Here is a 21,264-nt window from a genome sequence, read left to right as displayed (position 1 = left end):
AGAAAATTTTGACAAAGTCACCATCTGTGTTATTTTATTGTTAAGGTGGATTGCATCGTCTCGCCCGCAGAAGGCCACTGAAGAATTCCTCCGCAGATTGGCGCTGAAAAAAGCTTACATCAGCGGGCATCTGCGGCTTTCAATCTGCGCCAATCTGCGGGTATTGTCCCTGTAACCAAATCATTGGTCTTTGATTTATTGACGCAAATATCACCCGTTTACCCTCACGATAAAGCCGAAGGTATTGCCATTCTTAGCAATACGCTCATCGCGGTTTCTAACGACGATGATTTTGGGGTGGTGGACAACGGGCAAAATAGCTTTACCACAAAGATTCTGCCTGCTACAGGAAAAGTAGATATGAATCGCATCTATTTTATCAATTTATCAACGCCGTTGAAGTAGGTCTAACTCGACATAAAAAAGGAGGCGCTTCCAACGGGAGTGCCTCCTTTTTTGTATTTCAACTCTATTACTCCGCCCGCACAATATTCTCGGGCTTCACGGTCTCAAATTGGTTGAGACGCAGCCACAGTTGAGCGAGTACGACCACGTCTTCTTTGCAGTAGCGCCGAATGCGATCGAGGTCTTTTTCAGCATAATACACCCGCGTTACGTCTTCGCCGCTGATATCCGATTTACTACTCGGAATTCCAAACAGCGCCGCCAACAAGTCCAACTGTGCAAAACTTTTGTAGTCGCCATAACGCCACATGTCGAGCGTATCTTGGTGAAGGATTTCCCACGGTTTTTTGCCCGAAAGTTGGAGCGATTCGGGCAGCGAAATACCGTTGACCAACATCCGTCGGCAGATGTAGGGAAAGTCAAATTCCTTACCGTTATGAGCACAAAGAATAAGCTGGTTTTGGGGGTATTTTTCGAGTAACTCTTTAAATTCTAACAACAACGCCCGCTCGTCGTCGCCCGCGAGGGATTTTACTTTAAAGCGCGGCTGTTCGTCGGTGGTATTCCAATAAAGCGCCCCAACGCCGATGCAAATGATTTTTCCAAACTCCGCATAAATCGCCGCCCGACGGTAAAACAAGTCGAACGGAGCCACGTGGTCGTCGTTGCGAATATTGGCGGCTTTACGTTCCCACTGCTCCTGCATTCGTTCGTCAAGCTGGTCAAATGAAGCTTTCGACGAAACCGTTTCGATGTCGATAAAAAGTACGTTTTTAGCTTTTTTGCGAAGGTCCATGGCGATGCAGTTTAAGGAACGAATAGTAAGAAAAAATCAGAAGTCACTTGCTTGTGCGCTACGGTCAGGTTGTGAGCAACCTGACCCACCCGTGTGGAGGGTTGCTCACAACCCGACCGATTACAACAAACAATTATTTCGGGAAGCGCATTCGGTAATCTACCTTCACTGCGCCTTTGGTAATGTCAGCTAAGCGTTTTTTGAGCATTTGGCGCTTGAGCATCGGCAAGTAATCCGTAAACAATTTACCCTCTAGGTGGTCGTATTCGTGTTGAATGATACGCGCCGCCATGCCGTCGTATTCTTCGATTTGTTCGTTCCACTCAGAGTCACGGTATTTTATTTTGAGTTTTTCGGGACGATATACATCCGCCCGAATGCCTGGAATACTCAAACATCCTTCTTCAAACGCCCATTCGTCGCCCGTTTCTTCCAAAATTTGGGGATTGATAAACACTTTTTTGAATCCTTCCAAACTTGGGTCTTTGTCCTCTTCTTCTTCGTCTTCGTTGAGAATAGTACCATCTACCACAAACACACGAATACTTTGTCCTACTTGTGGCGCTGCCAACCCAATGCCCGACGATTCGTACATGGTTTCGTACATATTTGCTACAAATTCGGCCAAGTTGATTTCGTCTTTTTCAATGGGTCGAGCCACTTTACGCAAAACGGGATCGCCGTATGCTACGATGGGAAATATCATGGAAATTATTTTTTCGTGGTTAAATACGATTGTAAAATGATGGTCGCGCTCATTTTGTCGATGTTGGATTTATCCTGACGGTCACTTTTTTTGGTTCCCATCGAAATCATCGTTTGGAGTGCCATACTGCTGGTAAAACGCTCGTCGTGTTCGTAAACGGGTGTTTCGGGAAAAGCTTTTTTGAGTTGTTTGATAAAGCCCTTCACGTGCGGCGTGTTGTTGGTATCGGTATTGTCCAATTTTCGGGGCATTCCTACCACAAACGACTCCACGGCTTCTGCGGCAGTATAACGCTTCAAAAAGTCGATTAATTCGTGCGAACGAACCGTATCAAGCGCCGTCGCAATGATTTGCAATGGGTCTGTTACGGCAATACCCGTCCGTTTTGTCCCGTAATCAATCGCAATGATTCGCGCCATTTATTCGTTGTTTCATCGTTTAAACCTTATAGGTTTTGAAAACCTACAAGGTTTACGTAATTAATTAAGTTGCAAATATAGCAGAAAATTCGTCAGCCTCTTTGGGGAAAAATGTTGAAAAGCTGCCCCAGCGAAATGACATTTTGGCAGAATTGGAGCGCTCGCATTATTATTTTATAGAAGAAAGTGTTCTCCAAACAATGTCTTGTTAAATATTGTTAAAAGTTAGAAATTGGGGCACGGAATGCTTTTAAAACGCGTTATCTCGGTACTTTTTTTACAAGCAATCACTCAAAAAAACCATAACCAAAAGCTCATAAAAGTCATGAATCAGAATTGGAAATCATTGGCATTGGTTGGACTTATTTCAAGTGCAGCGACCATCGGAGGTTACAAGCTTATTGGAGGTCTTGACGATACCAAAGACGTTATTTTCAAAGAAGCCGACAGCCCATTGGCGCGCTTCACCTCGGCTCCTCCTGCGGGTGCAGCCGTTGATTTTACCTATGCGGCCGAAATATCAACCCCAGCCGTAGTTCACATCAAAGCATCAGCCATGCGCCAAGCCCAGCAAAGAGGCATGGATTTGTTCGATTTCTTTGGGGAAGACTTCGGTTTTCGCCGTGGCGGGCCTCAAAAGCAAGAGTCATCAGGCTCGGGGGTCATCGTTAGCGCCGACGGTTTTATTGTCACCAACAACCACGTGGTAGAAGGTGCCGAAGAACTAGAAGTAGTCATGTCGAACAAACGCACCTACAAAGCCAAAGTAATTGGCACTGACCCTTCTACGGACATTGCGGTGATTCAAATCCCTGCCAAAGACCTACCTTCGCTCGCGTTTGGGAACTCCGACGCCATCAAAGTGGGAGAATGGGTAGTAGCCGTAGGAAACCCTTTCAACTTAGAATCGACCGTGACAGCGGGGATTGTCAGTGCCAAAGGTCGTGGAATTGGCATATTGAACCAACGCCAATCAGCCAACCGTCAAGGAGGCGATACACCGCTTGAGTCGTTTATTCAAACCGATGCAGTAGTCAACCCGGGGAACTCAGGAGGTGCTTTGGTTAACCTGAAAGGTGAATTGGTGGGTATCAACACGGCGATTGCCAGCCCAACGGGAAGCTACGCAGGCTATGCGTTTGCCGTACCTGCTAGTTTGGTGAAGAAAGTGTCAAGCGATATTATTAAGTTCGGTGGGGTTCAACGTGGATACATTGGTATCATCCCAGAAGAACTCGACAGCAAAAAAGCTGACCAGTACGACGTTAGAGTAGCAACGGGAATTTATGTCAAAGGATTTGGCGATGGCAGTAGTGCCGCCAAAGACGCTGGCTTAAAAGTAGGTGACGTTATCACCAAAGTCGATGGCATTGAGGTGGACTCTGATCCTAAATTCCGCGAACTTGTGGCCCGTAAGCGCCCAGGCGAAGCCGTCAACTTGACCGTCAACCGCAATGGTTCGGTGAAGGATTACAGTGTGATTCTCCGTAACCGCGAAGGTGGAAAAGAAATCATCAAAACCGATGAAGCAGATGCAGCCCTTGGTTCGCTTGGTGCCCAGTTTGGAGACCTCAACTCACGCGAAGTACAACGTCTTCAACGTGCCAACATCAGTGGAGGGGTAAAAGTAACGGCCATGCAAGGCGGAAAGCTTGCCCGAGTAGGTGTAGAAGAAGGTTTTGTGATTACGAAAGTCAACGACAAACCTGTACATTCAGTCAAAGAACTTAAAGCAGCATTGGCAGGAAAAAATGGTGGTCGCGTTCAGATGGAAGGTTTGTACCTCGATTATCCAGAAGACGTTTATTCGTTTGGATTCAATTTATAATCTTTGATTTATCACTCAAAGGGTTAGGGCTGTAAAAGTCCTAACCCTTTGTTTTTTTCAGAGGTTTAGTTATTATTGCTTGTTCTCCTAACCAAATTACACCAATGACAACCGCGATTATCATCACCATTTGTCTTTTAATCTTAGCTGCTTATATATTTGATATTACCTCTTCAAAAACCAAAATACCATCCGTTATTTTATTGCTCCTCATGGGGTGGGGAGTTCGTCAGCTTTCGATGTCAACGGGGCTTTTTATTCCAAATCTCACACCTGTACTACCCATTTTAGGGACTATTGGACTAATCCTCATTGTCTTAGAAGGTTCACTGGAATTACAACTCAATGGTTCAAAACTTGGGTCTGTCAAAGAATCGTTCATGGTAGCACTGCTTCCTATGGTAGTCTTAGCCATCGGAACGACTGCCGCTTTTGTCTATTGGGGGGGAACATCTTTTAAGGATACCCTATTAAACGTACTTCCGTTGTGCGTCATCAGTAGCGCCATTGCCATTCCGAGCGTCAAAAATTTACCGAATACCCAAAAAGAATTTGTCATTTATGAAAGTAGTCTTTCTGACATTTTGGGTGTGGTATTTTTTAATTTTGTGGCCTTCAACGAAACCTTCGGCTTTAGCTCACTTACACAATTTGTTGGTCAGTTGCTGGCCATTATTCTCATTTCGTTTGTGGCTACGGGAGCACTGTCCTACTTATTGAGCAAAATCGACCACCACATCAAGTTTGCGCCCATTATTCTGCTCATTATTTTGATTTATAATGTGTCGAAAGTTTATCACCTTCCTGCCCTGATTTTTATTCTTATTTTTGGATTGTTTCTGGGAAATTTAGACGAAATCAAGCGATTTGGCTGGGTAGAGAAGCTTAAACCCAACGTGCTTGACCGTGAAGTGGCGAAATTCAAGGAGATTGTCATCGAAGCGACGTTTGTGATTCGGGTTTTATTCTTTTTATTGTTTGGTTACCTGATGGAAAGTGCCGAAATTTTTAACCCCAATACGTTTGTGTGGGCGGTTGGTATCGTTGCGGGGATTTTTGTCGCCCGAGCTGCTGCCCTAAAAATATACGGCATTCCACTTTCGCCTTTGGTGTTTGTCGCGCCACGTGGTTTGATCACCATTCTTCTTTTTTTAAGCATTCCTGCCACCCAAATGATTCCCCTAATCAACAAATCTCTGATTATTCAAATCATTATTCTCACTGCCCTCATTATGATGGCAGGCTTGATGTTAAATAAAAAAGGCGAGCCCGAAAAAGATACTTATTGAGTGTCGAGGGGTGAATGAAGAATGTCGAACGTGCTGAGGGTTGCTCACAACCCGAGTTTTTATTATATTGTGGGTAGGAACGCACGCAGCCTATGATAGAATTGATGCAAAAAAAATTGAATTTAAACGAAAGTCTCAACCATGATAAAACCGATAAAGACAGAAGAGCAGTACGAGGAGGCACTTGAGCGTGTTTATCATTTACTTCAAACTGAGCCACAACCTCAAACCGAAAAAGGCGACGAATTGGAGTTATTGGTAACTCTTATTGAATCGTACGAAGCTATCCACTACCCTATGAGTGCTTCGGATCCCGTAGCCTATTTAAAAAATAAGATGGCTCAAAATGGACTCAAACAAATAGACCTGATTCCATTTATTGGAGATAAAGCTATGGTTTCTAAGGTATTAAATAAAAAAAGAGAATTAACTCTTTCAATGATTAAACGTTTGAGTAAAGGGCTAAATATCCCTGCCACCCGCTTAATTGGGCATTAAAAGAGTGTCGAGTGCAGAGTAGAGAATGTCAAATGTGCAGATGGTTGCTCACAACCCGAATTTTGATTCCGCATTTTAGGACTATACGTCGGGGTATAGGCACCCCGACGCACACAAGACAGTCGGGTTTTGAGAAACCCTCCTCGCCTTCTAAACACTTGCGCCTACACGCTCCAAAAGTTTCTTAGTAGCTTTGATACCGTCGTATTCTGACGTTACATTTCCTTCGTATTCGATACCTACAATGCCACGGAAACCTGCGTCTTTCACAATTTTGAGAAGTTTGGCGTAATCCATTTTCGCTTCGTTGCCATTGGCATCAAAATCGTTGGTTTTGGCACTTACCCCTTTGGCAAATGGCATCAACTCTTTTACCCCCAAATAACGGTCGTATTCTTCGGTGCAGCTTCCACCCCACTCGCCACCTGTACTGCGCTTGATGCAGAAATTGCCAAAATCAGGAAGGGTACCTACATTTTTCATGTTTACTTGCTTCATCACTCCCGACAACCACTTACCATCGGATGAAAAACCTCCGTGGTTTTCTACGATTACGTTGATGCCCACAGGAGCGGCAAATTCACCCAATTTACCCAATCCGTCAACGGCAGCTTTGGCTACTTCCTCGGCTGTACCACGGCCAAATGAGTTTACTCGAATGGTCTTACAACCCAAGTATTTGGCACATTCTACCCATTTTTTGTGGTTGTCAACGGCCTTATTACGCGTTGCATCATCCGTTTCGGCTAGGCCACCTTCGCCGTCAATCATAATGAGGTGGTTTTTGATGTCGTTGTCCTTACAACGCATCAAAAGCTCGTTGAGGTAAGCCGTGTCTTTGGCTTTGTCTTTAAACATCTGATTGACGTACTCCACAATCCCAATCCCGAACTCTTTACGAGCGACCACGGGAAAGTCTAAGTTAGTCAGTTTTTTCTCGTTGAAAATAGCTTTGTGCAACGACCACTCGGCCAATGAAATCTCAAACCATAGTTTTTTCTGGGGCTCAAAGGCCAACACTTCAGGAGCAAGCGCTGCAGCCCCTGCCACAGCCCCTAATTGCTTGATAAACGAGCGACGATTGTTCATTTAATTAGTTTAAAAGGGTTTGTACTAATTTATACGTACCCATTGAAGTTGACACCAAAATCATCACACTTCAATGGGTTTTTATTTTACTCTTCAAAAGGCAATCGTGGAAGTATTTTTACTTCTTCCCAACGTACCGCTCAAAAAACTCATAAATCCGCAACATACGGTCGATACGCTGACGAGGATTTCCGCTGCGGCTCAATTCGTGCGTTCCGCCTGGCATACGTACGTACTCCACCTCTTTTCCCATGATTTTCAACGACTTGTACATCATTTCACTTTGAATCACGCCCGTGCGCAAGTCGTTTTCACCGTGTTTAATCAGAAAAGGAGTTTTAATTTTATCCACAAACGTATAAGGTGAATTCGCATCCATCGACGCCTTCGTTTCAGCCTCCCACGGATAGCCACCAAAATAATTAGGCACCAAACGCCACGCGTTTCCTTCGCCCATAAAAGTCGTCAAATCATACACACCGCGCTGCGCAAAAGCCGCCTTAAAACGGTGGTCGTGCGCAATAATCCACGCCGTCAAATAACCCGCATACGACCCACCCGTAATCACTTGGCGCGACGTGTCAGCCCATGATTCTTTGGCCGCTTCCGAACAAGCACGCAATACGTCTTCGGCAGGGCCTGTTCCCCAATCACGGTAGTTCGCGCGCATAAACTCTACGCCGTAGCCTCCTGAACCGCGTGGATTGGCATAAACCACTCCGTAACCTTGGGCGCAGAAATACTGGAACTCATGCCACATAGAGCCTTCGCCTGGCCCCCACATGGCGGTTGGGCCGCCGTGCATGTTGAGCAATAACGGATATTTTTTACCCGCTTCCACCACCGTTGGCTTCATAATCCAGTACTCCACTGTCTGACCTTTCGAGTTCGTAAACGTGTGTTTAGTAGGAATACTCAAGGCTTTTTTGGCTACCCAATCGTTGTGCGACGACAATTTTTGAGCGTTTTTCATCAACACATCCGCACGATACAACTCGGATGGATTCGTAACTTCGGTTTTGGCAAAAACTACTTGATTGGGCTGTACGTCAAAATCGGTTACTCCTGTGTCATAGTCAGAAAGTTGCTCTACTTTATCTACTGTAGGTACCGCACGATACAACGGTGCACCTCCGTTTGACGAAGCTGTAAAGTAAACATACTCGACTTTACCTACTTCTTTTTTGTTTTTGGGGAATGTCAACGTCACCCATTTCAAATTACCTGGCGAACGGTCAAAGGGATTAATACTGTAGGTAGCACCCGCATTTTTTAAGTTCAAAAAGCCTAAATGCGATTGGTCAAGCGCACCTGATTTTATGGCTGCTTGCGACGTTGTAAACGCCAACCACTGTCCATCGGGCGAAGGCGTAGGCTGTCCAAAACTACGCGCTTTGTCCGTCAAAACAGTACGAACACCGCTTCCATCGGCATTCATTACACAAATTCGGTTGGCTAGGTCGCGGTCAGGGTGAACGAGCGTATCGGTACGCGTGGTAAACCAAATTTGTTTTCCATCGCCCGACCATGCACCTGATCCGTAAGAATAAAACCCTTTTGTCAACGGCAATGGCTTTGCTCCTTCTTTTGCGTCAATCACCAACAGATGCGAAAAGCTCAACTCCTGCCCCGCCGAAGCTTCGCCTTGGAAATTCAGACGGTTGATAACTTTCGCTTTTTTATCTTCCACATCCTTGTCAAGGTACGCTCTGATTTCCTCAATGGTGCCATCAGGATTAGGTTTGGCGGTGTTTTTTTTGAGTTGTTCGTTTTTCAAAAAACCTGCTTTTTCCAAACTCCATGCAGGTCCACCTTTTGACGGGTTCAAAATCGAATCTGTCATCAAAGTTGCAAAGCTTACCGAGGTCGAGAATAAAATTTTAGAACCATCGGGCGAAAACTGCGGCCCACCTGCGCCGTGCTTGTAGTCAGTCAACTGCCACGCTTCCCCTCCGTCCAAAGGCATCATAAAAATTTGAGATTTCCCCTTTACACTGCGGGTAAAAGCAATGCTTTTGCCATCGGGGCTCCAAACAGGGTCCACGGCACTTTCGCTGCCACGCGTGAGGGCACGAGGGGCTGTTTTCCCATCTGCATCCGCCAGCCAAATGTGCAATTTGTAGTCATAATCGCTGCCATCGGCGTTGGGTTCAATGGTATTTACGTTGTACACGATACGTTTTCCATCGGGCGAAATCGCGACGTTGCCCAGTTGTTTGATGCGAGTGAGGTCAGAAGCGACCACTTTTTCTTTGGTTTGGGCAATACTGCCAAACGATACGCTTATGACAAGAGCGCAGTGTAGAAAAGCGCTTGTTAGGTTAGTAAAAAAACGCATAATGAAGAGTTTGTTGATTTTTGTCCGAAAGTACAGACTTTTGAAGACTTATAAAAAATTGACAAAAATCCGTTTCAGGTTGTAGATACCTAGCTACCCGTTATTTTTGCGGTCTAAAATCATTTTCAAATGCGAAACGTAAAAGTAGGTTTGGTGCAAATGAGCTGCACCGCCGATGTCAACGATAATTTAGCAAAAGCCATCGCCAAAACCCGCGAGGCCGCTGCGCAAGGTGCTCAAATTGTTTGCCTTCAAGAATTGTTTAAGTCGCTCTATTTCTGTGACGTAGAAGACCACGCTAATTTTAGCCTTGGCGAAGCCATCCCAGGACCTACCACCGACGTTCTTAGCGAGTTAGCCAAGGAACTCGGTATTGTCATTATCGCTTCCTTGTTTGAAAAACGCGCGCCAGGTCTATACCACAACACCACCGCCGTTTTGGACGCCGACGGAAGTTATTTGGGAAAATACCGAAAAATGCACATTCCCGACGACCCAGGCTACTACGAGAAGTTCTATTTTACCCCAGGCGATTTGGGCTATAAAGTGTTTCAAACCAAATTTGGGAAATTGGGCGTGCTTATTTGTTGGGACCAATGGTACCCCGAAGCAGCCCGTATCACGAGCTTGATGGGGGCGGAAATTTTGTTTTACCCAACGGCCATTGGCTGGGATGTCAACGAACAAGACCCTGCCATTAGCCAAGAACAATACAACGCCTGGCAAACCATTCAGCGAAGCCACTCCGTTGCGAACGGCGTGTATGTGGTGTCGGTCAATCGCGTAGGGCGCGAAGCCGACCAGCAGTTTTGGGGAGGGTCGTTTGTTTCCAATCCCTTCGGAAGCCTGATGTACTTGGCTTCTCACGACCAAGAAGAGACGAAGGTAATCGAACTCGATTTGGACAAAACGGAGTATTATCGCACTACATGGCCTTACCTCCGCGACCGCCGCATCGACAGCTACCAGCCAATCACGAAGCGCTTGATTGACGAGTAATCAGTACATTATTTAGAATAGGCAGTTTTCAGGAACTGCCTACTCTCCCTTTTTCTCAAAACTCACGCCTTCAAAAATATCTTGTAGGGAGAGTTGGGTGTCAAAAAAAGGGAGAGAAACGTTTTCGTTTATATCCGTGTAAAAGTCAAATTGCCAACTTTTACCACTGCGGGTATAAATCTCCACGATAGGTTCGTCTTGGTGAATCAAAAGATAATAGTGTAGCGAAGTTAACCCAAAATACTCTAAGCGTTTTTTATCTCTGTCGATGTCTTCGGTACTTTCAGAGAGTACTTCTACAATTAATACAGGATCCGTTACGTACTTTTTATGGTCGCCTTTTTGGTGAATTACTACCAAGTCAGGGTAACGGTAGCTCTTTTTATGAACCATTAGTTTGATGTCATGGTCAAATACCATAAAAGGTGTTTTTTTAAACAAAATACGCAACAATACATAAATATTGCCTGCTATTAGATTGGCGATGGTTGTTTCTCCTGGCATCTCAATGATTTCTCCGTAATAAAATTCGTGGCGGATTTCGGATTTTTCTTCCAAAGCAAAGTACTCCTCCACGCTAAACTTTTTTTCGGCTACCGTTTCCATTATTCTTATTCCTTTTATCGCGTTGATGGATACAAGTTACTTGTTTTTTTTGAAAGTTAATCAAAACATCCCTTCCTCGATTTCAGCGTCCACTTCGCCTTTTCCTTCTAAAATCTGCAAAATAGGCTTGATTTGATAGATACTGCGGTTGTAGCGGTTGCTCAAAAGGATGATGACAAATTTGTCTTTGGGACTAAACCACATCAAGGTATTGTAGCCTTTCCACCAACCCGTATGATACACGTACTTGGCTTGTTTGGTGGCTTCGTCCACGTGCATCCGAAAGCCATAGCCGTAGTTTCTGATGCCTCTTTTCTCAAAACTACGAGGCGTGAAAGCTTCCTTCAGCGTTTCGGGACGCAACACGCAGCCTCCGCTCAAACCTGCATACCAGCGAAAAATATCATCCATGGTAGAATACACCCCTTTGTCACCCACCACATCGTCAAAATTATCTTTTGGCAAACGGCGATTGTGCTGATAGCCTGCGGTGCGCAACTGATTCAGGGAATCGTTTTGGGTTGTAATCAGCCACGTATTTTTCATTCCTAGGGGCTTAAAAATCGAATCTTGAAGAAACGCCTCAAACGTTTTCCCCGATACTCTTTCCACAATCGTGGCCAGCAAAGCGTAATTGGTGTTGCTGTAGCTAAAATACGTATTGGGCGTATTATAAGGTCTTGGTTTCACGGCGCAGTACCAGCGCACGATGTCATCGTTGGTCGGATAAGAATTACGTTTACGTACGCTGTCGGTGAGTACATAAGCATAATTGGGCAAGCCGCTACGGTGCGAAAGCAAACTTTTGACCTGAATACCCGAGTACGGAAACTGCGGAATAAATTTCTTGACGGAGTCTTCCAAACTAAGCTTACCTGCTTCATACAGTTTGAGAATAGCTACCGCCGTGAATGTTTTTGAAAGTGACGCCAACTGAAACTTCGAATCAGGACGAAGGGTGTCTTTTTTTTCAACTTGGGCGTACCCGTTGGAATTTCGGTACAAAACGACGCCCTGTTGTGCAATGAGGACATTGCCATTAAACCGCTCTAATTTGAATTTTCGCTGAAAAAGTGAATCCAAACGAGCCGCTTTTTCATCGGCCTTGATACGTTTTTTTACTTCGGCAAGTTTTTCAGGAGAAAGCGATTTGTCCGAAACACAATCTACTAATGTGTGGTGAAGATGAGATGCTTGGTGTTGGTTATCGCTGGTGTTGTTACATGAAAAAACAACCACTAAGGCGAGAAATGCAATGGTTCTAATCATTCTAAAGTGGGTTAACGAGCGGGGTGAATATAAATAAAAAGGCTTCGGCACCAAAGCCAAAGCCTTTTTAGGAATGAAAGTTTATCGTTTGAAAAACACTTTCAAGGGCGATTATTTACCACTTTTCGCAGGTGTAGCTGTTTTGTTAGCAATCACTTCACCTTTGAGTGTCAAATAAACGGTTCCGTTTTCAGCGTTGCTTGGTACAGTCACGGTCTTGTTGAAAGGTCCCATCACGCCAGCGTTAAACGTAGCTTTTACTGTTCCTTTTTTGTTTGGCATCACTGGCTCACGCGTCCACTCAGGAGTTGTGCATCCGCAAGAAGCCGCCACATTACCCAATACGATTGGGTCAGTACCTGTGTTTGTGAACTCAAATACGTAAGTTACTGGCTTTCCTTGCTCGATTTTACCGAAATCATTTTCGTTCTTAGCGAATTTGATTACTCCTTTTTGAGCGAAGCTAACTGCGCTAAATGCTAAAATTGCTACGAATAGTGAAAAAACCTTTTTCATGTTGTGTGTAAAATTAAGTTTTGTGAAAGTTGGTTGCTAATCTAACAAAAATTGTAGGAGCAAAAGTTTTGCCAAATGTTATTTTTGCTCAAAATTTTAGAACAAAGAAACTCAAAAAAGTTGTATTTTGAAACATCAGTTGTTTTCCTGTATATTTACTTGCCAAAACAACGAAACCTAACAAAAAACACTCATCAAGAAACGTGATAGAAAACGAACTCGCCACCGACCTTATTGCGCTAACGCGCCAAAATATTCTGGACGACTATCGTTTGGTATGTGAGAGTCGTCAAGCAAGCTTGTTGGGAAGAAAAGATGTGATGGGAGGTCGAGCGAAATTCGGAATTTTTGGTGATGGAAAAGAATTGGCCCAAATAGCCATGGCCAAGGCATTCCGAAAAGGTGACTTTCGTTCGGGCTATTATCGCGACCAAACCGTCGTGGCAGCCCTTGGAGGACTCACGTGGCAGCAGTTTTTTTCCCAACTTTATGGCCATGCCGACGTCGAATTTGAGCCGCACACCGCAGGCCGTTCGATGAATAACCACTACACCACGCGCTATTTGGACGAAAATGGTTTGTGGAAACCCCAAACAACTACCTATAATCATATCAATGACCTTGCTCCTACGGCTGGACAAATTCCGCGCTCAGTAGGGTTAGCATACGCCTCTAAACTCTACCGTGGCAACGAAAATTTGCATGGAATGACGGATTTCTCGCACAATGGCGATGAAATAACGTTTGCAACCATCGGTGATGCCTCTACTTCGCAAGGGATGTTTTGGGAAACAATGAATGCCGCAGGGGTATTACAAGTGCCCCTTTTAATGTCGGTATGGGACGATGGCTTTGGAATTTCGGTGCCTGTCGAATATCAAACCACGAAAGCCAGTATTTCCAAAGCACTCGGTGGGCTGCAAAGAGAAGAAGGAACCAACGGTATTGAAATCTTTACGGTCAAAGCTTGGGATTATGTAGGACTGATTGAAACCTACCAAAAAGCCGCAGAGCTGTGTCGGACCCACCACATTCCAGTATTGGTCCACGTAGAAGAAGTCACTCAGCCGCAAGGCCATTCTACCTCAGGCTCGCATACCCGTTACAAATCAGCCAAGCGCCTCCAATGGGAACAAGAATGTGACTGCAATCTGAAGTTTAAAGAGTGGATTTTGACCAATGGCTACGCGTCTCCTGAGGAATTAGAGGAGATTGACGAACATGCCAAAAAACTCATTCGTCAAGAACGAAACAATGCGTGGAAAGTATATAGTGAAGCAATCCTCCATGAACAAAATGAAGTATTAGCATTGCTACAAACTGCCGCCCACGAAAGTCGATTTACCTCCGATTTGCTCAAAATAAGCGACGAGTTAAAACGAGAAATTGTTCCTTTGCACCGCTACAATACATCAGCCATACGCAAAGCACTTCGTTTTTTACGCTTTGAACCTTCAGCTACTCGAAACGCCCTGGTAGAATGGTTAGCCAAAAATGCAGAAGTTAACCACGACCGCTTTAGCTCGCACTTATACAGCGAATCGCCCGAATCTCCCCTGAAAGTAACGCCCGTAGCCGCACAATACCTCCAAGACGCTCCCCTACTAGATGGCTACCAAATTATTCGCGCCAACTTTGATGCCTTATTTGAACAAGACCCGCGCATCGTTGCGATGGGTGAAGACGTAGGAAAAATCGGCGACGTAAACCAAGGTTTTGCGGGACTTCAAGAAAAATACGGCGAACTACGCATTACGGATACGGGCATTCGAGAGACAAGCATTATTGGCCAAGGCATTGGATTGGCCATTCGAGGTCTAAAGCCTATTGTTGAAATCCAGTACTTCGATTATATTTTTTATACGTTAGCAACCCTCACCGACGACCTTGCTTCGCTGCATTATCGTACCAAAGGTGGGCAAAAAGCACCGCTTATTATTCGTACACGCGGCCACCGCTTAGAAGGCATTTGGCACTCAGGGTCGCCGATGGGTTCGGTGATTCACAGTTTGCGCGGTTTACACGTTTGCGTACCGCGCGATTTGACACAAGCCGCAGGAATGTACAATACGCTACTGCGCGGCGATGACCCCGCCCTCGTTGTTGAGCCTCTCAACGGCTATCGCCTCAAAGAATACCTTCCTTCTAATTTAGGGAAGTTTTGCGTGCCGCTCGGCGAGCCCGAAGTATTGCGAGAAGGTACCGACCTCACCATTGTCACCTACGGCTCGATGTGTCGCATTGTACAAGAGGCGGCCGAGCAGCTTTCTCAGCTCGACATAAGCGTAGAACTAATTGATATTCAAACACTTTTGCCTTTTGATATTCATCATTCGATTGTGGATTCTATCAAGAAAACCAATCGCGTGATATTTGCCGATGAAGATATGCCAGGAGGAGCATCCGCTTACATGATGCAACAAGTGTTGGACGGACAAAATGCCTACCAATGGCTTGATTCGGCACCAAGATGTGTATCGGCCAAACCTCACCGCCCTGCCTATAGTTCCGACGGTGATTATTACTCAAAACCCAATGTTGAAGACATTGTAGAGGCAGCGTATAGCCTCATTCACGAAGCAAATCCACAGCAATTTCCAGCGCTGTACTGACCTATATTGACTTCCAAACCCCACGCTTTTACCCGCAGAGTATTCTGCGGGTTTTTTGTTAAAGATTGATGAAAGTCAGGTTATTTTCTTAGGCACTTTAGTAGGTTGTGGTTGGAATCGCTAATTTTGCGGTTTACTTTCAAAGACATACCTAACCAAACGATATGAATTTCAAACTATCGCAAGTCCCCGACCGCACTTCCAAACCACGTCAGTACGGATTAACAATGGTCATGGACAAAGGGTTGAGCATTCGTCAAGTCGAAGATATGCTCGACATTTCGGCTCCTCATATTGATATTGTTAAACTCGGATGGGCTACATCTTTTGTTACGCCCAATCTCAAAGATAAAATCGCCGTCTATAAAAGTGCAGGTATTCCCGTTTACTTTGGAGGGACGCTGTTTGAGGCGTTTGTCGTACGAAATCAATTTGAAGACTATCGCCGTCTTATCGACGAATACCAGTTGGAATACGCCGAAGTATCAGACGGGTCGATTGAAATGCCTGCCGAAATTAAGTGTGATTTTATTCGCGTTTTGGCCGAGCAAGTAAAGGTATTGTCGGAAGTAGGTTCAAAAGACGAAACCAAGATTATTCCACCTTACAAGTGGATTCAGCTCATGAAAGCGGAGTTGGAAGCAGGCGCTTGGAAAGTGATTGGAGAAGCGCGCGAATCGGGCAACGTAGGTCTTTTCCGTTCAAGCGGGGAAGTTCGTCAAGGGTTAGTAGAAGAAATTTTGACCCAAGTCCCCAACAAAGACATCATCTGGGAAGCACCGCAGAAAGCCCAACAGGTGTGGTTTGTCAAATTGATAGGTGCGAATGTCAACCTTGGGAACATCGCTCCTAACGAGATTATTCCGCTCGAAACCATTCGCTTGGGGCTACGTGGGGATACATTTGCTAATTATCTCAACGACAAAACCCGCAAACGTTGGAAGTTGTCGAAATAGGTTGATAGTCCATGGTTGATAGTCGATAGTCCATGGTCGATAGACGACAGATTTTAGTACAGTTCAAAACGATGGACTATCGACTGTGGACTACCAATCAACCATAAACAAAAAAAGCTAAAATGGCCTTTAAGTTTGAGCAGTTAGTAGTATGGCAGAAAGCAATTGAATTAAGTGGAACTGTTCATGAGCTTACGCTTACTTTTCCAAAAGAGGAGGCATTTATTCTCACAGCTCAAATAAAACGCGCCGCAGACTCTATATCCCTCAATATCGCAGAAGGTTCAACGGGACAATCTAATGCAGAGTTTGGCCGCTTTTTGGGGTATGCTATACGTTCAAGTATTGAAGTAGTCTCATGTTTGTATATTGGGAAACGACGAAATATCATTAATGACACTGACTTCAAAAAACTTTATTCGGATGTAGAACAAATTATTAAAATGACCCAAGCGCTCCGAAATTCACTTGGGTAGTTAGTAGTCCATAGTCGATAGTCCACGGTCGATAGACGATAGTACTATTCAAAACCATGGACTACTAACCACCGACTATGAACTACCAACCATCGACTGTGGACTATTAACCATGGACTATTAAAAAAATGTAACCAAAAACCATAAAAATGGAATTTCTCGCACAAGTAGTAGATTTTTTTCTGCACCTCGACAAGCACCTTGCTGACATTATTACTGAATACGGTACGCTGACGTACTTGATTCTGTTTTTGATCGTATTTACTGAAACTGGTTTGGTGGTAATGCCGTTACTTCCAGGCGACTCGTTGCTTTTTGCGACGGGAGCGTTGGCGGCTTCTACAGGCGCACTTAATCCTTGGATTGTCATTCCGTTGTTAATTGTGGCGGCGCTGATGGGCGACAACGTCAATTATTTTGTGGGTAAGTTTTTGGGCTCGACCATTAAAAAACGAGAACGGATTCTGTTTTTTAAACGCGAATACTTGGAACAAACCGAAGCTTTTTACCAAAAACACGGAGGCAAAACCGTGATTATGGCGCGTTTTATTCCGATTGTCCGTACGATTGCGCCGTTTGTGGCAGGAGCAGGAAGCATGACCTACTCACGTTACATTCTTTTCTGCGTGGTAGGGGCGCTTTTGTGGGTACCGACGTTGACAATGCTAGGGTTTTTCTTCGGTAACCTACCGATAGTAAAGAAAAACTTTGAGTTGGTTATTTTTGGAATCATTGGCCTCTCGGTGTTGCCAATGGTTTGGCAGTTTGTCAAAGCCAAGTTTATGACGCCGAAAGCGTAGGCAAGCTTACTATTTAAACGAAAAGGCCAGCCAAAACAAATTTGGCTGGCCTTTTCGTTTAAACGCTTTTACAAAGCCTTCCTCTTCTTCCCTTGAAAATCAACTATCTCAACGGAAGCATCCTGAGTCGTTAGTGCCAACTTACGCGCCGACTGCGATAAAAACGAAGCGCCATAATAAAGTTCTTGGCGACGTACCGTTCCTTTTTTGTCACGAATAAGCGCGTACGCATCGTGGGGCTGTAATGCTACCCATTTGAGAGAAGCACCGTTTTGGCCAAAGCTCCGTAGAGTACCACGGTTTTGAGTCGCAATTACGATGCGACGACCCGCTTTGTTGGTCAACTGCGCCAGTCCTTTGGCATTGCCCGGTACATAAAAACCCGTTTGAGTTTGGAGCACTGGCACAAAATCGCCTTTGCCGTTGCCTTTGAGCAACAACCCATTGGAAGCATCATATCGCCCCGAACTGGTCTCATTTCCAAAATCGTTGGCCACTAGCAAGACATCCAAGAAACCATCGGTATCAAAATCTTCGACAATCATCCCGTTGATTGGGGCAATTTGGGCTAATATGGGTAGAGGCTTGGTTTTGAACGTTCCATTTCCTGTATTTTCGATATAGACAGATTGGCAATAGGTAACGTCCAATTGAAGTGCTTTTTTGCGTTCTTCTTCCGTCAGTATATTATCAAACGTTGCATTAACAAAATCAGCGTATTTCTGAAAACGCATTCTTGTTTGAATAAACTGCTTGATAAGGTCTTCGCGCCCATGAAAAGGCACACGGACAAGCTGGTTTTGTGGATTTGGGAAATACACAAATGGAATGGCATCATAGCTGCCATCTTGGTTAAAATCGCCCGCCAATATACTCAACGGATGGGTGTCAGAGGCTTTGTTGAGGGTATTCAGTCCGAGGTTTCCTGCAATGTAGTCGGTATCGCCATCGTGGTCGAAATCAGCGCCTACTAAGCTTCCCCAAAAACCTTTTTTAGTGTCGAGTTCGGAGGGCGAAATGTCGAATTTACCTTTTTTGTTCTTGAGCAAAGTCAACGGCATCCATTCTCCCGCAATCAACAAATCAAGCCAACCGTCGTTGTCGGCATCGGTCCAAAGTACATCGCAAGCAAGGCCAAGGTTTAGCAGCGCAGGCGCAATTTGGGCCGTAACGTCGGTAAACTTCACTACCCCTGCTTTGGTATCGTTGCGCAAAATATAACTGCTAGCTGGGGCTGGATACTGATCAGGAATGACCCGCCCCGCCACAAACATATCCAAATCACCATCACGGTCATAGTCGGCGGCACGTACGCACGATTTGCTGGTTAGTAATGCAGGTAGCGCACCTTGCGCAAGCGAAAAATGCCCTTTGCCGTCGTTGATGTAGAGGCGGTCCTGATACCCCACATCATTGGGGCGTAATTCATTTCCACCACTTGCAATGTACAAATCGTTATCACCGTCGCCATCGGCATCAAAAAGCAACGTACCCAAGTCTTCCGATGTTTTGTCGGCCCCTTCTTTGTCGGGCAACAGGTCGGCCAATGTAAAACGACCCGAAGGATTTTGTAAGAAGAAACGTCCTTTGTGCTGGCGTGAGCCTCCCACGAAGAAATCGTCCAGGCCATCCCCGTTAATATCACCCGCCGAAACTGCTGGTGGATACTGAGAAAGCTTGTGAGGAAGTAGTTTTTGAACGTTAAAATCAATGTATTCTACCTCTTCGTGTTTCCAGTCAAGCTGCAAAGAATCGTTTAAATCCGTAAAATAATACGCCCGATTCTGGGCAGGCACCACATAGTTTTGAGTTGCGTTTGACTGTGATACAATCAGGGTTTGGTCGGCTTGGAGATTTTTCAACACTTGTTGTTTTCCATTAGGCCACACCACCGTCGCAGAATCAATCAATCGGTTTTCTCCCAAACCAAAATGTGCTACTGGCTCTACAGTTGACAAATACCCACGGTAAGGCGAATGTTCATAGACTTGGGTATGATTTCCGTGGTAATAAAGCGTCATTTTAGCGCCAAGCCCGCTGAGGTTATGCCCCTCCCCTTTAAACACGACCCGCAAATAATGGGCTTTTTCGGGCTTAGATTCCACCAAATTATTGCGATAGACAAAAGCAGAATCATTGATATTGTTGCTCACAAGGTCTAAATCACCGTCACGGTCGAGGTCGGCATAAGCAGCACCGTTACTAAACGACGCTTGGTTTAGTCCCCACGCTTCTGAAACATCTTTGAAGGTAAGATCACCGTTGTTTTTGAAAGCGTAATTAGGAATTTTAACGATGGGAATTTCTCCTAATAAGTAGCTTTTCGGAGCAATAGAACTGCTTTCCGCTCTAAACTGACCAAAATCACGATCAGTCACATCTCTCGGAAAACCGTTCGTAATAATCAAGTCACGAAAGCCGTCGTGATCAAAATCGGCAAGCATAGGCGTCCAACTCCAATCCGTTTCGGCTACGTTAGAAAGCATACTTATTTCGGCAAAAGCGGGATCATTGCTATTGGGTTTATTTCCCAAATTAAGTTGAAGTGTATTGCGAACATATTGATGCGTAAAACCAAACAGGTCATTGTTGAGGTACGTTTGGTAACTATTAGGCCCCATCAGGCGTTTTTTACGGGCATTGTCTTTGGGCAACATATCCACCGCCACAATGTCAACGAGGCCGTCATTGTTGATGTCAGCCACGTCATTACCCATGGCTGAGTTGCTGGTATGTTTAAAATAGTCGGCTGCTTTGTCGGTAAAAGTACCGTTGCCGTTATTAATGTAAAGCAAGTCGTCGGTTAGATAATCGTTTGTAATATAAATATCCTTGAAGCCATCACGGTTAAAATCACAAATGTTGATACCCAGGCCATATCCTTCGATTTGAATGCCCGCTTCCTTCGATACGTTGGTATAAACAGGGTGGTTAGTTCCTTCGCTCCAATCGCAGCGGTAAAGACGGTCAGTAGTTGGTGACGAACCATCGCGGCGTTTTTCGTGAAACTGATTGGGGTTACTTTCAATGGTATTCGTCAAAACGTACAAATCTAAGTCTCCATCATTGTCATAGTCAAAGAAAGCGGCGTTCATCGAATGCCCACGGTCGTCGATGCCATATTCATGCGCCATTTCTTTGAATGTAGGCACGCCTTCACTGTCGTTTCCTTGGTTCACAAAGAGCAGATTGGCCCGTTGATCTTCTACGCCTTTGGTGGTAGCGGTGAGGTAAATATCCATGCGTCCATCGGCATTGATGTCAACCAAACTCGCTCCCGAACACCAGCGTCCTCGATTTGAAAATGCTGCTTTTTTACTAACATCCTCAAACTTCATATTGCCTTTATTGAGATAAATACGGCTATCGACTTGATTTCCCGAAAAAATAATGTCGGGTAAGCTATCACCGTTCATGTCTGCAATCCCGACGCCTCCGCCGTTATAGACATACTCAAAGTCAAGGATATTCAAGGTATCATTTTCGACGATGCGGTTCGAGAAGTCGATGCCTGTATCGCTGACTTCTAGTCTCGAAAAGAGGGGTTGATCTTTGCAGGAGCTCAATAAAAAGAGGGCAAATAAACTAATAACAGCAAGGCGTGCGGCAACCATACGCTCAAAATTATAGGTGAATGATTGGATAAAAATACAAGATTACGA

At 44.9% G+C, this 21,264-nt stretch carries 18 protein-coding genes; 9 read left to right on the top strand and 9 right to left on the bottom strand.

Annotated elements, in window-relative coordinates; all coding sequences use genetic code 11:
- Window positions 1-198 precede the first annotated feature (198 nt).
- Window positions 199-405, top strand: a complete 207-nt coding sequence (locus tag AC23N5_RS07360; RefSeq protein WP_487755046.1) for a hypothetical protein — start codon at window positions 199-201, stop codon at window positions 403-405.
- Between the two features lie 67 nt (window positions 406-472).
- Here the strand turns inward: AC23N5_RS07360 and AC23N5_RS07355 are convergent, their stop codons facing one another.
- The 3 genes from AC23N5_RS07355 to ruvX all read right to left on the bottom strand — a co-directional run bounded on the left by AC23N5_RS07355 (window position 473) and on the right by ruvX (window position 2,326).
- Entirely contained in the window at window positions 473-1,201 is a 729-nt protein-coding gene (locus AC23N5_RS07355; RefSeq protein ID WP_487755045.1) for a ribonuclease H-like domain-containing protein, read from the bottom strand.
- Between the two features lie 133 nt (window positions 1,202-1,334).
- Window positions 1,335-1,907: a peptide deformylase gene (gene def / locus AC23N5_RS07350; protein ID WP_183971879.1), complete on the bottom strand. Its 573-nt coding sequence runs from the start codon at window positions 1,905-1,907 to the stop codon at window positions 1,335-1,337.
- A 5-nt stretch (window positions 1,908-1,912) separates the two neighbouring features.
- Window positions 1,913-2,326, bottom strand: coding sequence for a Holliday junction resolvase RuvX (gene ruvX / locus AC23N5_RS07345; protein WP_028524396.1), 414 nt, complete (start codon window positions 2,324-2,326; stop codon window positions 1,913-1,915).
- A 325-nt stretch (window positions 2,327-2,651) separates the two neighbouring features.
- Between ruvX and AC23N5_RS07340 the strand changes: the two genes are divergently transcribed.
- From AC23N5_RS07340 to AC23N5_RS07330, 3 genes are all read left to right on the top strand, one after another.
- A complete protein-coding gene (locus AC23N5_RS07340; protein ID WP_487755044.1) occupies window positions 2,652-4,154 on the top strand; it encodes a trypsin-like peptidase domain-containing protein in 1,503 nt (500 codons plus the stop codon).
- Window positions 4,155-4,258: 104 nt separating this feature from the next.
- A complete protein-coding gene (locus tag AC23N5_RS07335; RefSeq protein ID WP_487755043.1) occupies window positions 4,259-5,443 on the top strand; it encodes a cation:proton antiporter in 1,185 nt (394 codons plus the stop codon).
- A 141-nt stretch (window positions 5,444-5,584) separates the two neighbouring features.
- A complete protein-coding gene (locus AC23N5_RS07330; protein WP_183971882.1) occupies window positions 5,585-5,941 on the top strand; it encodes a helix-turn-helix domain-containing protein in 357 nt (118 codons plus the stop codon).
- Between the two features lie 150 nt (window positions 5,942-6,091).
- On the opposite strand, the gene AC23N5_RS07325 is transcribed toward AC23N5_RS07330, so the two are convergent.
- Window positions 6,092-7,030 (bottom strand): sugar phosphate isomerase/epimerase family protein, encoded by a 939-nt coding sequence (locus AC23N5_RS07325; protein WP_028524393.1) that lies wholly within the window; start codon window positions 7,028-7,030, stop codon window positions 6,092-6,094.
- Window positions 7,031-7,148: 118 nt separating this feature from the next.
- Window positions 7,149-9,368 (bottom strand): S9 family peptidase, encoded by a 2,220-nt coding sequence (locus AC23N5_RS07320; RefSeq protein ID WP_487755042.1) that lies wholly within the window; start codon window positions 9,366-9,368, stop codon window positions 7,149-7,151.
- A 129-nt stretch (window positions 9,369-9,497) separates the two neighbouring features.
- On the opposite strand from AC23N5_RS07320, the gene AC23N5_RS07315 reads away from it, so the two are divergent.
- Window positions 9,498-10,367 (top strand): carbon-nitrogen hydrolase, encoded by an 870-nt coding sequence (locus AC23N5_RS07315; RefSeq protein ID WP_028524391.1) that lies wholly within the window; start codon window positions 9,498-9,500, stop codon window positions 10,365-10,367.
- 39 nt (window positions 10,368-10,406) lie between these two features.
- On the opposite strand, the gene AC23N5_RS07310 is transcribed toward AC23N5_RS07315, so the two are convergent.
- The 3 genes from AC23N5_RS07310 to AC23N5_RS07300 all read right to left on the bottom strand — a co-directional run bounded on the left by AC23N5_RS07310 (window position 10,407) and on the right by AC23N5_RS07300 (window position 12,758).
- The gene (locus AC23N5_RS07310; protein ID WP_487755041.1) at window positions 10,407-10,973 is read right to left on the bottom strand and encodes a Uma2 family endonuclease; all 567 of its coding nucleotides are present in this window, start codon (window positions 10,971-10,973) and stop codon (window positions 10,407-10,409) included.
- A gap of 60 nt (window positions 10,974-11,033) precedes the next feature.
- Window positions 11,034-12,242, bottom strand: a complete 1,209-nt coding sequence (locus AC23N5_RS07305) for a serine hydrolase domain-containing protein (protein ID WP_487755040.1) — start codon at window positions 12,240-12,242, stop codon at window positions 11,034-11,036.
- Between the two features lie 111 nt (window positions 12,243-12,353).
- Window positions 12,354-12,758, bottom strand: coding sequence for a DUF1573 domain-containing protein (locus AC23N5_RS07300; protein WP_122932073.1), 405 nt, complete (start codon window positions 12,756-12,758; stop codon window positions 12,354-12,356).
- Window positions 12,759-12,961: 203 nt separating this feature from the next.
- Between AC23N5_RS07300 and AC23N5_RS07295 the strand changes: the two genes are divergently transcribed.
- From AC23N5_RS07295 to AC23N5_RS07280, 4 genes are all read left to right on the top strand, one after another.
- Entirely contained in the window at window positions 12,962-15,370 is a 2,409-nt protein-coding gene (locus AC23N5_RS07295; protein WP_183971888.1) for an alpha-ketoacid dehydrogenase subunit alpha/beta, read from the top strand.
- Between the two features lie 164 nt (window positions 15,371-15,534).
- The gene (locus tag AC23N5_RS07290; RefSeq protein WP_028524387.1) at window positions 15,535-16,326 is read left to right on the top strand and encodes a phosphosulfolactate synthase; all 792 of its coding nucleotides are present in this window, start codon (window positions 15,535-15,537) and stop codon (window positions 16,324-16,326) included.
- Between the two features lie 122 nt (window positions 16,327-16,448).
- Window positions 16,449-16,802, top strand: coding sequence for a four helix bundle protein (locus AC23N5_RS07285; protein ID WP_487755039.1), 354 nt, complete (start codon window positions 16,449-16,451; stop codon window positions 16,800-16,802).
- 149 nt (window positions 16,803-16,951) lie between these two features.
- Entirely contained in the window at window positions 16,952-17,602 is a 651-nt protein-coding gene (locus AC23N5_RS07280) for a DedA family protein (RefSeq protein ID WP_183971890.1), read from the top strand.
- 68 nt (window positions 17,603-17,670) lie between these two features.
- Here the strand turns inward: AC23N5_RS07280 and AC23N5_RS07275 are convergent, their stop codons facing one another.
- Complete coding sequence (locus AC23N5_RS07275; protein WP_487755038.1) at window positions 17,671-21,216, bottom strand: VCBS repeat-containing protein; 3,546 nt, start codon at window positions 21,214-21,216, stop codon at window positions 17,671-17,673.
- Window positions 21,217-21,264 lie beyond the last annotated feature (48 nt).

The organism is Runella sp. R5_40 (assembly GCF_057652295.1).
Note: the sequence above shows the minus strand (reverse complement) of the source record. Positions and strands in the feature narration are given on the sequence as shown.

Coding starts and splice junctions, on each gene's coding strand:
- AC23N5_RS07340 (WP_487755044.1), top strand. CDS start 2,652: ATGAATCAGAATTGGAAATCATTGGCATTGGTTGGACTTATTTCAAGT.
- AC23N5_RS07310 (WP_487755041.1), bottom strand. CDS start 10,973: ATGGAAACGGTAGCCGAAAAAAAGTTTAGCGTGGAGGAGTACTTTGCT.
- AC23N5_RS07290 (WP_028524387.1), top strand. CDS start 15,535: ATGAATTTCAAACTATCGCAAGTCCCCGACCGCACTTCCAAACCACGT.
- AC23N5_RS07285 (WP_487755039.1), top strand. CDS start 16,449: ATGGCCTTTAAGTTTGAGCAGTTAGTAGTATGGCAGAAAGCAATTGAA.
- AC23N5_RS07300 (WP_122932073.1), bottom strand. CDS start 12,758: ATGAAAAAGGTTTTTTCACTATTCGTAGCAATTTTAGCATTTAGCGCA.
- AC23N5_RS07305 (WP_487755040.1), bottom strand. CDS start 12,242: ATGATTAGAACCATTGCATTTCTCGCCTTAGTGGTTGTTTTTTCATGT.
- ruvX (WP_028524396.1), bottom strand. CDS start 2,326: ATGGCGCGAATCATTGCGATTGATTACGGGACAAAACGGACGGGTATT.
- AC23N5_RS07335 (WP_487755043.1), top strand. CDS start 4,259: ATGACAACCGCGATTATCATCACCATTTGTCTTTTAATCTTAGCTGCT.
- AC23N5_RS07355 (WP_487755045.1), bottom strand. CDS start 1,201: ATGGACCTTCGCAAAAAAGCTAAAAACGTACTTTTTATCGACATCGAA.
- AC23N5_RS07280 (WP_183971890.1), top strand. CDS start 16,952: ATGGAATTTCTCGCACAAGTAGTAGATTTTTTTCTGCACCTCGACAAG.
- AC23N5_RS07275 (WP_487755038.1), bottom strand. CDS start 21,216: ATGGTTGCCGCACGCCTTGCTGTTATTAGTTTATTTGCCCTCTTTTTA.
- AC23N5_RS07325 (WP_028524393.1), bottom strand. CDS start 7,030: ATGAACAATCGTCGCTCGTTTATCAAGCAATTAGGGGCTGTGGCAGGG.
- AC23N5_RS07315 (WP_028524391.1), top strand. CDS start 9,498: ATGCGAAACGTAAAAGTAGGTTTGGTGCAAATGAGCTGCACCGCCGAT.
- def (WP_183971879.1), bottom strand. CDS start 1,907: ATGATATTTCCCATCGTAGCATACGGCGATCCCGTTTTGCGTAAAGTG.
- AC23N5_RS07330 (WP_183971882.1), top strand. CDS start 5,585: ATGATAAAACCGATAAAGACAGAAGAGCAGTACGAGGAGGCACTTGAG.
- AC23N5_RS07320 (WP_487755042.1), bottom strand. CDS start 9,368: ATGCGTTTTTTTACTAACCTAACAAGCGCTTTTCTACACTGCGCTCTT.